At 63.3% G+C, this 13,063-nt stretch carries 11 protein-coding genes and 1 pseudogene; 8 read left to right on the top strand and 4 right to left on the bottom strand.

From position 1 onward, the window contains the following. Nucleotides 1–89 precede the first annotated feature (89 nt). The 3 genes from LT40_RS08935 (at nt 90) to LT40_RS08925 (ending at nt 3,342) form a co-directional block, all read left to right on the top strand. Nucleotides 90–1,667, top strand: a complete 1,578-nt coding sequence (locus LT40_RS08935; RefSeq protein ID WP_043189042.1) for an ABC transporter ATP-binding protein — start codon at nt 90–92, stop codon at nt 1,665–1,667. Between the two features lie 39 nt (nt 1,668–1,706). Continuing rightward, the gene (locus LT40_RS08930) at nt 1,707–2,477 is read left to right on the top strand and encodes a 3-hydroxybutyrate dehydrogenase (protein WP_043189040.1); all 771 of its coding nucleotides are present in this window, start codon (nt 1,707–1,709) and stop codon (nt 2,475–2,477) included. A 70-nt stretch (nt 2,478–2,547) separates the two neighbouring features. After that, on the top strand, nt 2,548–3,342 hold the full coding sequence (locus LT40_RS08925; protein WP_052393518.1) for an endonuclease/exonuclease/phosphatase family protein: 795 nt from the start codon (nt 2,548–2,550) through the stop codon (nt 3,340–3,342). A gap of 176 nt (nt 3,343–3,518) precedes the next feature. Here LT40_RS08925 and LT40_RS08920 read toward each other — a convergent pair. Next, nucleotides 3,519–4,678: pseudogene (locus tag LT40_RS08920) on the bottom strand (PilT/PilU family type 4a pilus ATPase). A gap of 85 nt (nt 4,679–4,763) precedes the next feature. On the opposite strand from LT40_RS08920, the gene LT40_RS08915 reads away from it, so the two are divergent. Further along, complete coding sequence (locus tag LT40_RS08915) at nt 4,764–6,905, top strand: response regulator (protein ID WP_043189036.1); 2,142 nt, start codon at nt 4,764–4,766, stop codon at nt 6,903–6,905. A gap of 42 nt (nt 6,906–6,947) precedes the next feature. Beyond that, nucleotides 6,948–7,223 (top strand): peptidylprolyl isomerase, encoded by a 276-nt coding sequence (locus LT40_RS08910; RefSeq protein WP_043189034.1) that lies wholly within the window; start codon nt 6,948–6,950, stop codon nt 7,221–7,223. A 120-nt stretch (nt 7,224–7,343) separates the two neighbouring features. Here LT40_RS08910 and LT40_RS08905 read toward each other — a convergent pair whose 3' ends face one another. Beyond that, the gene (locus tag LT40_RS08905) at nt 7,344–7,601 is read right to left on the bottom strand and encodes a DUF1652 domain-containing protein (RefSeq protein WP_043189032.1); all 258 of its coding nucleotides are present in this window, start codon (nt 7,599–7,601) and stop codon (nt 7,344–7,346) included. A gap of 252 nt (nt 7,602–7,853) precedes the next feature. Between LT40_RS08905 and ku the strand changes: the two genes are divergently transcribed. Together ku and LT40_RS08895 are read left to right on the top strand one after the other, a co-directional pair. Then, complete coding sequence (gene ku / locus LT40_RS08900) at nt 7,854–8,732, top strand: non-homologous end joining protein Ku (protein WP_043189030.1); 879 nt, start codon at nt 7,854–7,856, stop codon at nt 8,730–8,732. A 227-nt stretch (nt 8,733–8,959) separates the two neighbouring features. After that, complete coding sequence (locus tag LT40_RS08895) at nt 8,960–11,791, top strand: autotransporter family protein (protein WP_043189029.1); 2,832 nt, start codon at nt 8,960–8,962, stop codon at nt 11,789–11,791. Between the two features lie 2 nt (nt 11,792–11,793). Here LT40_RS08895 and LT40_RS08890 read toward each other — a convergent pair whose 3' ends face one another. Together LT40_RS08890 and LT40_RS08885 are read right to left on the bottom strand one after the other, a co-directional pair. Further along, nucleotides 11,794–12,012, bottom strand: coding sequence for a hypothetical protein (locus LT40_RS08890; RefSeq protein ID WP_043189026.1), 219 nt, complete (start codon nt 12,010–12,012; stop codon nt 11,794–11,796). A 112-nt stretch (nt 12,013–12,124) separates the two neighbouring features. Beyond that, a complete protein-coding gene (locus tag LT40_RS08885; protein WP_043189023.1) occupies nt 12,125–12,472 on the bottom strand; it encodes a hypothetical protein in 348 nt (115 codons plus the stop codon). Between the two features lie 182 nt (nt 12,473–12,654). Here LT40_RS08885 and LT40_RS08880 point away from each other — a divergent pair, with 182 nt between their 5' ends. Continuing rightward, nucleotides 12,655–12,987, top strand: coding sequence for a DUF6388 family protein (locus tag LT40_RS08880; RefSeq protein WP_043189019.1), 333 nt, complete (start codon nt 12,655–12,657; stop codon nt 12,985–12,987). The last annotated feature ends 76 nt before the right edge of the window (nt 12,988–13,063 follow it).

Below are 13,063 nucleotides of genomic sequence, written 5' to 3'. Positions count from 1 at the left end.
TCCCACAAGTTCGGTTTTCAACAGGTCCTTGTGGGAGCGGGCTCTGCCCGCGAAGAGGCCCTCCCTGTCACCCCACAAGGCTCCTGCCCATGACCGCTGAAAACCTCATCGAGATCCGCCACCTCAACGTGGCCTTCAATGGCCAGGCGGCGGCCAAGGATGTCGGTTTCGACATTCCCGTCGGCCAGTGCGTGGCCCTGGTCGGTGAATCGGGTTCGGGCAAGTCGGTGACGGCCCATTCCATCCTGCAACTGCTGCCGGCCAGCGGCTGCCAGAGCAGCGGCAGCGTCCGCTACCAGGGGCAGGAACTGCTGGGCGCCGATGCGGCGACCTTGCGCCGCATGCGTGGCGATCGCATTGCGATGATCTTCCAGGAGCCCATGACCTCGCTGAACCCGCTGCACACGGTGCAGAAGCAGATCGGTGAAACCCTGCTGGTGCACAAGGGCATGGGCGGCAAGCAGGCCGAAGCGCGCATTCTGGAACTGCTTGAAATGGTCGGCATCCGCGAACCGCACAAACGCTTGAAGGCCTACCCCCACCAGTTGTCCGGTGGGCAGCGCCAGCGCGTGATGATCGCCATGGCACTGGCCTGCGAACCGCAACTGCTGATCGCCGACGAGCCCACTACCGCGCTGGACGTCACGGTGCAGCGACGCATCCTGCTGCTGCTCAAGTCGTTGCAGGAGCGCCTGGGCATGTCGCTGCTATTGATCAGCCACGACCTCAACCTGGTGCGCAGCATCGCCCAGCACGTGTGTGTGATGCGCGCCGGGGAGATCGTCGAGCAGGCCCCTTGCGAGCAGCTGTTCAGCGCGCCACAGCATCCCTACAGCCAACTGTTGCTGGACGCCGAGCCGGCCGGCGTGGCGCTGTTTCACGAGACCCGTCCGGAGCTGTTGCAGGTCGAACAGTTGAAGGTCTGGTACCCCTTGGACGGCGGGCTGTTTCGCAAGCCACGCGAGTTCGTCAAGGCGGTGGATGGCATCAGCCTGAGCGTGCAACAGGGCAAGACCCTGGGCATCGTCGGCGAGTCCGGCTCGGGCAAGTCGACGCTGGGCCAGGCGATCCTGCGCCTGCTCGACTCCCAGGGCGGCATCCGCTTTCAGGGCCAGGCCCTCGACGGCCTGGACCAGAAGCAGATGCGGCCCTGGCGCAAGCAGATGCAGGTGGTGTTCCAAGACCCATTCGGCAGCCTCAGCCCGCGCATGTCGGTGGCGCAAATCATCAGCGAGGGCCTGGAAGTGCACAGCGGCGCCCACGCCCGCGCGTGCGACGAGCAGGTGATCCAGGTGCTGCGCGAGGTGGGCCTGGATCCGGCAGCGCGGCATCGCTACCCCCATGAGTTTTCCGGCGGTCAGCGTCAACGCATCGCCATCGCCCGCGCGTTGGTGCTGCGTCCTGCCCTGATGCTGCTGGACGAGCCGACTTCGGCCCTCGACCGCACGGTGCAGAAGCAGGTGGTGCAGTTGCTGCAACAGCTGCAGGAGCGCCATGGCTTGACCTACCTGTTCATCAGCCACGACCTGGCGGTGGTGCGGGCGCTGGCCCATGATGTGATTGTGGTCAAGGACGGCCAGGTGGTGGAGCATGGCCCCACCGACCGGCTGTTCAGCGCCCCCCGCCACCCCTATACCCAGGAATTGCTGCAGGCAGCGCTGGTGTAGCGTGGTATAGATTGCACGACAACCTCTGAGGTAACGCGCATGGCACTCGACGGCAAGACAGCTTTGGTTACCGGTTCCACCAGCGGCATCGGCCTGGGCATCGCCTCGGTGCTGGCACGTCACGGCGCAAACGTCGTGATCAACGGCTTCGGCGACCCGGCGCAGGCCCTGGCCGAAGTGCGCCGACACGGCACCCAGGTTGCCCATCACGGCGCCGACGTCAGTGACCCGACGCAACTGGCCGAGCTGTTCGAGTACGTCCAGGCCAGCTTCGGCGGTGTCGACATTCTGGTCAACAATGCCGGCATCCAGCACGTGGCGGCGGTCGAGGCGTTTCCCGTGGAGCGCTGGGACGCGATCATTGCGATCAACCTGTCTTCGGTCTTCCACGGCACGCGCCTGGCACTGCCTGGCATGCGCGAGAAAGGCTGGGGGCGGATCGTCAATATCGCTTCGGTGCACGGCCAGGTCGGCTCGGTGGGCAAGTCCGCGTATGTGGCGGCCAAGCACGGGGTGATCGGTCTGACCAAGGTGGTGGGACTGGAAACGGCCACCACGCAGATTACCTGCAACGCCATCTGCCCGGGTTTCGTGCTGACTCCGCTGGTGCAGAAGCAGATTGACGATCGTGCGGCCAGGGGCGGTGATCCAGCTGCCGCCCAGCGAGAATTGCTCGCCGAAAAGCAGCCGTCACTGGAATTCGTCACGCCCGAGCACCTGGGCGAGCTGGTCATGTTCCTGTGTAGCGAGGCCGGTAGCCAGGTCCGTGGTGCGGCCTGGAACATCGACGGTGGCTGGCTGGCGCAATGAGGCGGGGAACCGCCCAGTGCCGGCAAAGTCGGAGTAAGGACATTCTCATGTGCAAGGAGCTTCTGTGACCATCGCTCCCCCCAGCGAACCGCTCGGTGCGCAAGCGCCGGACCAGCCCCGTGAAGTGCATCGCCTGCGGGTGCTGACGGTGAATACACACAAGGGTTTTACCGCTTTCAACCGTCGTTTCATCCTGCCCGAACTGCGCGAGGCGGTGCGCAGCACCAGCGCCGACCTGGTGTTCCTGCAGGAAGTGCTGGGCGGCCACGATGGCCACGCGTCGAAGTTTTCCAACTGGCCGCAGATGTCACAGTACGAGTTCCTTGCCGACAGCATGTGGAGCGATTTCGCCTACGGGCGCAACGCGGTGTATCCGGACGGCCACCACGGCAATGCGGTGCTGTCCAAGTACCCCATCCTGCGTTACACCAACCTCGACATCTCGATCACCGGGCCCGAGCGTCGCGGCCTGTTGCATTGCGTGCTGCAAGTGCCAGGGCATGACGAGGTCCACGCGATCTGCGTGCACCTGTCGCTGCTGGAAAGCCATCGACAGTTGCAGTTGGCGCTGTTGGGGCAATTGCTCGATTCATTGCCTGCCGATGCGCCGGTGATCATCGCCGGGGATTTCAACGATTGGCAGCTTCGCGGCAATGCGACGCTGGCCAAGCGGCAGGATCTGCATGAGGCGTTCGAGCGCCATAACGGCCAGTTGGCCAAGACCTACCCGGCGCGGTTTCCGTTGCTGCGCCTGGACCGGGTGTATGTTAGGAACGCGACCAGCCACGGGCCGATCATCCTGGGCAACAAGCCCTGGACGCATCTGTCGGACCATCTGCCCCTGGCGGTGGAGATCCACCTGTAGCAGCGGCACGAGCCGCGTCGGCGGCATACGCGGTGTGCCTGGATGAACGCGGTGAATCTGGACGCGGCTTGCGCCGCTGCTACAGGGGTTCGCGTTCCATCAGTTGCGCCGGCGGTGTTTCTGGAACGGCGCGGTGCGGCCGGACGCGGCTTGCGCCGCTGCTACAGGGGCGGTGATCAGGGTGTTTCTGGGTCATCTGCCACCAGGCCCCAATCCGCGCTTTTGCGGTCGGGGCGGGTGTGGGTGGGGCTGGGGCGGTGGTGTGTTGCACGCCTTCCTCGCCGTGCAGCTTCAAGCGCAGGCGCAGGTTGTTCACCGAATCGGCGTTCTTCAGCGCTTCTTCCTCGCTGATCGCTCCTTCGATGGCCAACTCGTACAACGCATGGTCGAAGGTCTGCATGCCCAGGTTCACGGATTTTTCCATGATGCCCTTGAGTTCGGAAAATTCGTTGCGGTGAATGAAGTCGCGGATGGTCGGGGTGCCCAGCATCACTTCTACCGCCGCGCGGCGCTTGCCGTCGGTGGTGCGCACCAGCCGCTGCGAGACGAACGCCTGCAGGTTGTTGCCCAGATCGTTGAGCAACTGCGGACGACGGTCTTCGGGGAAGAAGTTGATGATGCGGTCCAGTGCCTGGTTGGCGTTGTTGGCGTGCAGGGTGGAAATGGCCAGGTGACCGGTGTCGGCGAACGCCAGTGCATGCTCCATGGTTTCGCGGTCGCGTATCTCGCCGATCAGGATCACGTCCGGAGCCTGGCGCAGGGTGTTTTTCAAAGCTGCCTGGAAACTGCGTGTGTCGACCCCCACTTCGCGCTGGTTGATGATCGACTTCTTGTGCCGATGGATGAACTCCACCGGGTCCTCGATGGTTATGATGTGCCCGCTGCTGTTGCGGTTGCGGTAGTCGATCAATGCTGCCAGCGACGTCGACTTGCCCGACCCAGTGGCACCGACGAACAGCACCAGGCCGCGTTTTTCCATGATCACGTCGAGCAGCTTGCGCGGCAGCTTGAGGTCTTCGAAGCTGGGAATGTCGAGTTTGATGTTGCGTGCGACAATGGACACTTCGTTGCGCTGCTTGAAGATGTTGACGCGAAAGCGCCCTACCCCGTGGATCGACAGCGCGAGATTCATTTCCAGCTCGCGCTCGAAATCGATACGCTGCTCGGCGTCCATGATGCCGGCGGCGATTTCGGCGATGTCGCCGGGCTTCAACGCCTCGGCACTGAGCGGCTTGAGCACGCCGTTGAACTTGGCACAGGGTGGCGCGCCGGTGGACAGGTAGAGGTCGGAACCATCCTGACTGGCCAGGAGCTTGAGCAATGCTTGAATTTCCATGTGCTGGGGTCCTGCGAAGGCCGTCGTTGAAAGTACGCTATAGCTTGGCTGGAGACCCAGCCGCGGTAAATCAAAGGATAACGCAATGAATGCCTCACCTGTGGGCGGCAAGGTCGCGACATTGATCGCCAGCATGGATTGGGCCGACAGTCCCCTGCCCGGCCCCGACGCCTGGCCGCAAAGCCTGCGCACAGCCGTGGACATCGTCACCCACTCGCCCATGCCGATGCTGCTGCTGTGGGGCACGCAGCTGTGCCAGCTGTACAACGACGCCTTTGCCCTGCTGGTGGGCAGCAACCACCCACGGGCGCTGGGCCAGCCGGTGGACAGCATCTGGCCGGAACTCAAGCCGTTCACCGACCCGATCTACGCCGCCGTGTTGCAGGGAGAGGTGCGCACTTTCAACGAAAAGGACTTCAACCTGCCGCGCGAGGACCATTGGGCGAAGGTCTGGCTGGACCTCACCTACAGCCCGATTCGCGATGAGAACGAGCGCGTGGCCGGCATTCTGGTCACCGCCATCGAGGCCAACGAGCGGCGCGAAGTGAGCGCGGTAGGCAAGCGCGCCGAACAGGAGCTGCGGGACAGCGAAGCGCATTTTCGCATGGCCATCGAGCTGTCCCCGGCAGTGCACTGGACCGCCGAGGCCAATGGCCGCACCGACGGCGAGAGCCAGACCGAGCGCTGGCGGCAACTGACGGGTATGCACAGCCTGCGACCCGACGACGACTGGGCGCAACTGGTGCATCCGGACGACCATCTGCCGACCCTGGATGCCTGGCAGCTGGCGGTCAGCACTGGCCGTCCGTACGACGCCGAGTACCGCCTGCGCATGGCCGACGGCAGCTACCACTGGATGCACGCCCGCGCCCTGCCCTGGCTGGATGCCGAGGGCGTGATCCGGCAATGGTTCGGCATGACCGAGGACGTGCAGAATCGTCGTCAGGTCGAGCAGGCCCTGCGCGAGCTCAACGAGCACCTGGAAACCCGGGTCAGCGAACGCACCCAGGCCCTGGCCGAGGTCAACCTGCGCCTGCAGAACGAAATGCAGGAGCGCGAGCGCGCCGAAGAGGCCTTGCGCCACGCGCAGAAAATGGAAGCGCTCGGTCAGTTGACCGGCGGCATCGCCCACGACTTCAACAACATGCTCACCGGCATCATCGGCAGCCTCGACCTGATGCAGCGTTACATCGACGCCGGGCGCAGCAGCGAGATCAAGCGGTTCAGCGAGGCGGCGGTCAGTTCCGCCCACCGTGCGGCCGGCCTGACCCATCGCCTGCTGGCGTTCTCGCGGCGGCAGTCGCTGGATCGCAAGCGTCTGGCGCCCAATGAGCTGGTGCATTCACTCGAGGAGCTGTTCAGCCGGACCCTGGGTGAACACCTGCAATTACGTCTGCAACTGGCGCCCGACGTTTGGCCAGTGAACACCGATGCCAGCCAGTTGGAAAACGCCCTGCTCAACCTGATCATCAATGCCCGCGATGCCATGCCCGACAGCGGGGTGTTGACCATCGAGACGGCCAACTGCGAACTGGATGCGACCCCCGAGGGTGCGACCCTGGAACCGGTCAAGCCGGGGGCCTACGTGATGTTTCGGGTCAGCGACAACGGCAGTGGCATGAGTGCCCCGGTGCTGGCCAAGGCGTTCGATCCCTTCTTTACCACCAAACCTATCGGCCAGGGCACCGGGCTGGGGTTGTCGATGATCTACGGCTTCGCCCAGCAGTCCGGCGGCCAGGTGACTTTGCAGAGCCGAGTGGGTGAAGGCACCTGCGTGCGCCTGTACCTGCCGCGACACCTCGAACCCTTAGGCGATATCACCGAACAACACGCGTCGGCCGCGCCACCCATGGCACAGGACGGAGAAAGCGTGCTGGTGGTCGAGGACGATCCGGCGGTGCGCATGCTGGTGCTGGATGTGCTGGACGAACTGGGCTACGCCGCCCATTCGGCCGCCGAGGCGACGGCCGCGCTGGCCCTGATCGAGGCTGGGCTGCACATCGATCTGCTGGTGACCGACGTCGGCCTGCCGGGGCTCAATGGGCGGCAATTGGCGGAGATCGCCCGACAGCAGCGGCCCGGCCTGAAGGTGCTGTTCATCACCGGTTATGCCGAGAAAGCGGCCGAGCGCTACGGGTTTCTGGCAGAGGGCATGGACATGATCACCAAACCGTTTTCCCTCGAGCGACTGGGCAGCAAGATCCGCGACATGATCAACCTGTCCTGATTTGCGGCATAATCAGCGGCTTTTTTCAGCGAGCACTGGGTAATGAAGGCACAAGCAAGGCACATTCTGGTCAAGACCGCCGAGGAAGCCGAAGCGCTGCGCCTGCGTATCGCCAAGGGCGAGGCGTTCGATGTGCTGGCCAAGAAGTATTCCACGTGCCCCTCGGGCAAACGAGGTGGAGACCTGGGCGAGGTGCGACCCGGGCAGATGGTGGGGGCGATCGATCAGATCATCTTCAAGAAACCGCTGCGTACGGTGCACGGCCCGGTAAAAAGCAAGTTCGGTTACCACCTGGTCCAAGTGTTCTACCGCGATTAACACTGTAGCAGCGGCGCAAGCCGCATCGGCGAGTATTGCGGTCCGTCTGAATGACCGCGGTGTGGCCGGACGCGGCTTGCGCCGCTGCTACAGGGGGTGGTGTCCGTGGCGTTGGCGGTGTTACAGGTATTCGCCAACCGCTTTGGGCAGTTGGCCCTGGCGCTTGAGGTCGGTGCGCATGCCGGCGATCAGGTTCGAGATCGCGCGGCTGCTGGTCAACTGCTCGGTGCGGATACCACTCAAGGTGTAATCGACCTTATGCGTAGCGTGGTCGAATACCCGTACGGTCAGGGAGCGGTCGGTGGCTTGGGTGCACTGGCAGCGCTGCGGCAGAAAACTGCTTTCAATGATGTTGCGCAGTTCAAGGGTGGACAACATGATGACACTCCATTCTTGGTCTTATCCCTGACATCGGGTTTGCTCGAAGACAGTGCACCTTTCATGCCCACTGTGCACCACAACCGCTTCCATACCAATCAATGAGTTAGCGTAGAACAGCAAGCTGCCGATCGTGCAATGTGCAAGATCATGGTGCACTGCCGTTGCAAATTGCATAGCGTCTGCCCATTGAAACTTTGCCAAGGCCTCGAATGTCACCTGCAGACACACCGCGCAGGAGCACCCTTCACCATGGCAAGAGCAATCTGGAAAGGCGCGATCAGTTTCGGTCTGGTTCACATTCCCGTGGCATTGGTCTCCGCCACCGCGTCCCAAGGCGTGGACTTCGACTGGCTGGACAAACGCAGCATGGACCCGGTCGGCTACAAGCGCATCAACAAGAAGACCGGCAAGGAAATGGACAAGGAAAACATCGTCAAGGGTGTCCAGTACGAGAAAGGTCGCTACGTCGTGCTGAGCGAAGATGAAATCCGCGCTGCCCACCCGGTCTCGACCCAGACCATCGACATTTTCTCTTTCGTCGACCGCACCCAGATTCCCTTGCCCAACATCGATACGCCCTACTTCCTGGCCCCGGATCGCCGTGGCGAGAAAGTGTATGCCTTGCTGCGCGAAACACTGATCAGCACCAAGAAAGTTGCACTTGCACTGGTCGTACTGCACACCCGCCAATACCTGGCTGCGCTCATGCCACTTGACGGCGCGCTGGTGATGGTCAAGTTGCGCTGGCCGTCGGAAGTGCGTGACCTGGACATTCTGGAGCTGGGCAAAGAAGTCAAGAAACCCGAACTGACCAAGAAAGAACTGGACATGGCCAAGCGTCTGGTCGAAGACATGAGTGGCGATTGGCAGCCGGAAGAGTACGTCGACAAGTTCGAACAGAAGATCATGGCGTTGGTCGAGAAGAAGGCCAACAAGGGTGAGATCGAAGACGTGGAAACCGAGGCGGGTCAAGAATCACGCCAGACGGCGGACGTTATCGACCTGACCGAACTGCTCAAGCGCAGCCTGGCCGGCAAGCCTTCTGCCGCTTCGAAGTCCAAACCGGCAAAAGCCAAGACTGCCCCGAAAAAAGCGCCAGCCAGACGCCGCCCGCGCAAGGCTTCGTGAACCTGACCAACTTATCTACAACAGTTATTTGATATCTACTATGTAACAGCGGCCACGATGAACAATAATTTTCATCGCGGCCGTTATTGAATAACTTCTTGCAAAGTTGCTTTCTGCCTCAACTTTCAATCTCCCTCGACTACACTCGTTGCATTGCATGTTTCCATCGACCGCCCGAACGCTCATCGCGTCCGGTTCGGCTGCGCGAGTGCTTGCGGGAGTTGCCGATGAATACCAATGCGTTACTCATGCGCACCGGCTTGTTGACCGCTTTGATAGTGCCAAGCGACCAGGTGCTGGCAGATTGCGCATTCGCCCCCGGCGTGGGCAATGATGCCTATGTGTGCGACAGTGGAACCGCGCCGGCGCTTTCCGACCTGCTGGGCGACAACAGCCTCACCCTGCCCGTCGATGGCACGGGCAGCATCACCGGACCGGTCGATTTCGGCCCCGGCCAAGACGCTGTGCGGATCCACTCGGGCAGCGTTGGCGGCGCCATGAACACCGGCGCGGGCGCTGACACTGTGTTCTTCGGCGGTGGGCGGCTGTTTTCCCTGGCACAGGGTGATGGCGCCGATGTGCTGGAGATGACCGGCGGCATCGTCAGCGGTGCGGTCAGCCAGGGCAGCGGCATCGACAGCTTCATCATGCGTGGCGGGCAGATCCAGTCGCTGAGCCAAGGTGACGGGCTTGACACTTTCCTAATGACCGACGGCACGATCGTCGGCGCCTTCGAGGACGGCGACATCGCGCGCATGAGCGGGGGGACCATCGGCCGGGTCGACATGAAGCTGGACAACAACCTGTTCGAACTGTCCGGCGGCCGTATCAACGGCAACCTGGTGGCCGGCTTCGGCAACGACACCATTACGGTGTCGGCTGGCAGCATCGGTGGCAACATCAGCGTCAGCGGCGGCACCGACCAGGTGACCGTGAGCGGCGGCGACATCGGTGGCAACGTCTTGCTCAGCTTCGGTGACGACCGCTTCATCTGGCGCGATGGGGGCCTGATTCATGGCACCGTCAGCCTGGGCCCCGGCAATGACACGGCGCTGCTGAGCAATCTCTCCGATGCGCAACTGGCGTCACCCAACCTGATCTACGGTGATGCCGGTGTTGATACGCTGACTTTCGACAACAGCCGCGCCACGGGCGGCGCGCGGTACAGCTACTGGGAAACGATCAACCTGAACAACGGCTCGGTGCTGGACCTTGCCGATCGCCTGAGCCTGGCCGACGACTCGACGCCCCTGGGCAGTGGCCTGCTCACCCTCGACCGCACCAGCACGCTGGGCGCCACACAGGGGTCGGTGGGGCCGATAGTGGCCGGGCAGACAGTCACGGTGAACAACGCCGGATCGATCGATCTGACCCGCAGCGGGGCCCAGGCGGGCGATCGGCTGACCATCATCGGCAACTACGTGGGCAACGACGCGCGCTTAAAGCTGCAAAGCGTGTTGGGCGCAGACGACGCCCCTTCCGACCGGCTGATCGTCGCCCAAGGCACGATCAGTGGCAGCACGGCGATCACCGTCGACAACCTCGACGGCCAGGGCGCACTGACCGCCGCGAACGGCATTCCCCTGGTTGAAGCCACCCAGGGTGCGACCAGCAGCGATGGCGCATTTACCTTGGCCAACAACCTCTCGGTGGGGGCCTATCAGTATTACCTGTTCAAGGGCGGCGTGACGGCGGGCAGCGAGAACAGCTGGTTCTTGCGTTCGTCCGTGGCGCCCGTCATCCCGCCACCGCCAGTGATCGAGCCACCTGTGGTGGAGCCGCCCGTCGTTGAGCCGCCTGTGGTCGAACCACCGATCGTCGACCCACCTGTCGTTGAACCGCCTGTAGTCGAACCGCCAGTAGTGCAGCCGCCGACAGTGGAACCACCGATAGTCGAGCCCCCCATAGCGGAGCCGCCCGTGAACGAGCCGTCGCCGGTAACGCCCCCGAGCGGCGAGCCGCCTGAGCCCCCCCAGGTCGACCTGGTCGTGCCGCCGCCTCCCGTACAGCCGCAACCCCCCGAGCCCGCACCGGCGCCGTCTGGACCCATCGCTGCAGTTGGCACGCCAGGCCTGCCGCCGGCGATTCCCGGCCAAAGCATCCTGCTGTACCGGATAGAAGTCCCTGCCTACAGCGCCGTGCCCCCAGCGGCCGCGTTGCTGGCGCTGGACAGCCTGGGCAGCTTTCACCAACGCCATGGCGAACAGAGCCTGCTCAAGGAACGCGGCGCGTTGGCGGCGGGGTGGGCGCGAACCTTCGGCAGCCATGGCCGACAGAAATGGGCCGGCTCGGCAGCGCCGAGCTTGAGCAGCAACATCAGCGGTTACCAGGTGGGCCACGACCTGTTCGCTGCTCTGGGCGACAACGGCTATCGCCAGCATGCCGGCCTGTTCGTCGGACACTCACGCCTGGACGGCAAGGTACGCGGTTTCGCCCTGGGATTCGACGACACCCCTTCGGGTGACATCCGCTTGCGCGCCGACAGCCTCGGCGCCTATTGGACGCTGGTAAGCCCGGCCGGAGGTTACCTGGACGTCGTGGCAATGGGCACCCGCTTCGACGGGCGCAGCCGTTCCGAGCGGGGCTACACCCTCGACCTCGACGGCCAGGGCATCGCCGTTTCCGTGGAAGGCGGCTACCCGATCATGCTCTCCAGACAGTGGATGCTGGAGCCGCAAGCACAGGTGATCGGGCAGAAAAACTCGCTGGACACAGCGCGCGACCCCGTCTCCGAGATTGCATTCGACAGCGAACCTTATTGGCGAGCCAGGTTGGGCGTGCGTTTGAAGGGCGAATATCGCGTGGGCAGCCTGCCGCTGGAGCCTTCCGTGCGAGCCAACGTCTGGCACACCTTACAGGGTGAAGACGCCGTGACCTTCGATGACCGCGATACCCTGCACACGCGGCACCGGGCAACGCAGGCCCAGTTGGGCTTGGGACTCACCGCAAGGCTCAGCGACGATGTCAGCGTGTACCTCGACACCGACTACGCCCGAAGCCTGGACTCCCAACCCCAGGAAAGCCTGCAGGGCAGCCTGGGGTTGCGAATCAGCTGGTAGCGTCAGGCAGGGTCGTCTGGGCTGATGTCCGGCTCGCCGGTCTGGGTGCGTACCTGGCGGGGGTCCACTTCCGGGTCACTGTCCATAGGCACGGGCGACAGAGTTTCATCGCCCGGACGTACGTCCTCGTCGGGCTTGCCCTCGGCATAGGGTTCGGGAGCGACGGGATCGTTCGGACGATCCAAAGGGTCGGGAATCTGCGTCGAACTGCTGGGTGCCATATCATCCTCACTAAGCACAGGGTTTCATTGCATGAACGGGTTCATGGCATGAGACGCAGCAGCGGCGCGGGGGTGCAGATTATTTTGCCTGTGGGAAGACGCTTTTTTGCGCTCAGAGGCAGGTGGCCAGGGATGCCAGGCGGCGCGTGGCGACCTCGCCCTGCTCGCGGGCATAGAAGCTCACCACGCTCCCGGCGCCGCGTGGACGGATGTCGGCAAAGTAGGTTGCCGCAGGCGTGAAGACCGTGTAGCCGCCGTCGCTGGCTTCGGTGGAAGCATCGGTCATGACACCGAACATGGCTTCGTCCTGCCAGCTAAATTGCACGCACTGGGCAATCTTCTGCGCAGGCTTTTGCGAAGTGACGGATTGCACCGGCGCACCGCTGCGCGCCTGTTTCATGTTGATGCCTGTGCAACCGGTGAGTACGCACAAGCCAAGTGCTGCAGCGATGATCCGCATCGTCGTTTCCATTCCAGTCAAAGCGCGAATGTAGCACTGCGGCACGCCCTCGGCATCATCACTGCGCAATTGCGCGCTGCAAGCTGCCAGCGCTCGATCACCGCTCTGCCCTGCAGCCGGCATTGCCTGGATCGATTCGGGGCTGCACAATCGAAGCCTACCCAACACTGATCGAAGGCCCCATGGCAGAACCCGATTCGCGTCACCAGGCCGCACTGGACCGTTTCCTCGAAGAGCATGCCGAGCTGCAAACGGAGCTGGACGGCCTCAACCCCCTGGCCGCACGTGCGGCCGGGCTGAGCATCGCAGAATACCGCGCCGAACGCCTGCACGAGGCATTCGAGGAAGCCGCCGATGCGCAAGGCCTGTTCGCCTGGGAGCTGACCCTGCAGCTCACGGCTGCCACGCCGGAAGAATTCAAGGCGCAACGTCTTAAAGTGCACAAGGAAGTCGCCGAGATGGCCGGGATGCCGTGGGACGAGTACATGCAACTGCACGGCTTGCACGACGGCTGAACCGGCGATTGGATCTGATAACGGATTGGATAACCGATCTGATAACTGGGGGATAACTGGGGATATGCACCCCGCG

The sequence above is a fragment of the Pseudomonas rhizosphaerae genome (assembly GCF_000761155.1).
In the GTDB taxonomy this organism is placed as follows: Bacteria; Pseudomonadota; Gammaproteobacteria; order Pseudomonadales; family Pseudomonadaceae; genus Aquipseudomonas; species Aquipseudomonas rhizosphaerae.
This window is presented reverse-complemented; position numbering and strand designations above follow the sequence as displayed.

What these genes read in the sequence shown, in the direction of transcription:
- LT40_RS08935 (WP_043189042.1), top strand. Translation starts at nt 90, where the DNA reads ATGACCGCTGAAAACCTCATCGAGATCCGCCACCTCAACGTGGCCTTC.
- LT40_RS08930 (WP_043189040.1), top strand. Translation starts at nt 1,707, where the DNA reads ATGGCACTCGACGGCAAGACAGCTTTGGTTACCGGTTCCACCAGCGGC.
- LT40_RS08915 (WP_043189036.1), top strand. Translation starts at nt 4,764, where the DNA reads ATGAATGCCTCACCTGTGGGCGGCAAGGTCGCGACATTGATCGCCAGC.
- LT40_RS08910 (WP_043189034.1), top strand. Translation starts at nt 6,948, where the DNA reads ATGAAGGCACAAGCAAGGCACATTCTGGTCAAGACCGCCGAGGAAGCC.
- LT40_RS08905 (WP_043189032.1), bottom strand. Translation starts at nt 7,601, where the DNA reads ATGTTGTCCACCCTTGAACTGCGCAACATCATTGAAAGCAGTTTTCTG.
- ku (WP_043189030.1), top strand. Translation starts at nt 7,854, where the DNA reads ATGGCAAGAGCAATCTGGAAAGGCGCGATCAGTTTCGGTCTGGTTCAC.
- LT40_RS08895 (WP_043189029.1), top strand. Translation starts at nt 8,960, where the DNA reads ATGAATACCAATGCGTTACTCATGCGCACCGGCTTGTTGACCGCTTTG.
- LT40_RS08890 (WP_043189026.1), bottom strand. Translation starts at nt 12,012, where the DNA reads ATGGCACCCAGCAGTTCGACGCAGATTCCCGACCCTTTGGATCGTCCG.
- LT40_RS08885 (WP_043189023.1), bottom strand. Translation starts at nt 12,472, where the DNA reads ATGCGGATCATCGCTGCAGCACTTGGCTTGTGCGTACTCACCGGTTGC.
- LT40_RS08880 (WP_043189019.1), top strand. Translation starts at nt 12,655, where the DNA reads ATGGCAGAACCCGATTCGCGTCACCAGGCCGCACTGGACCGTTTCCTC.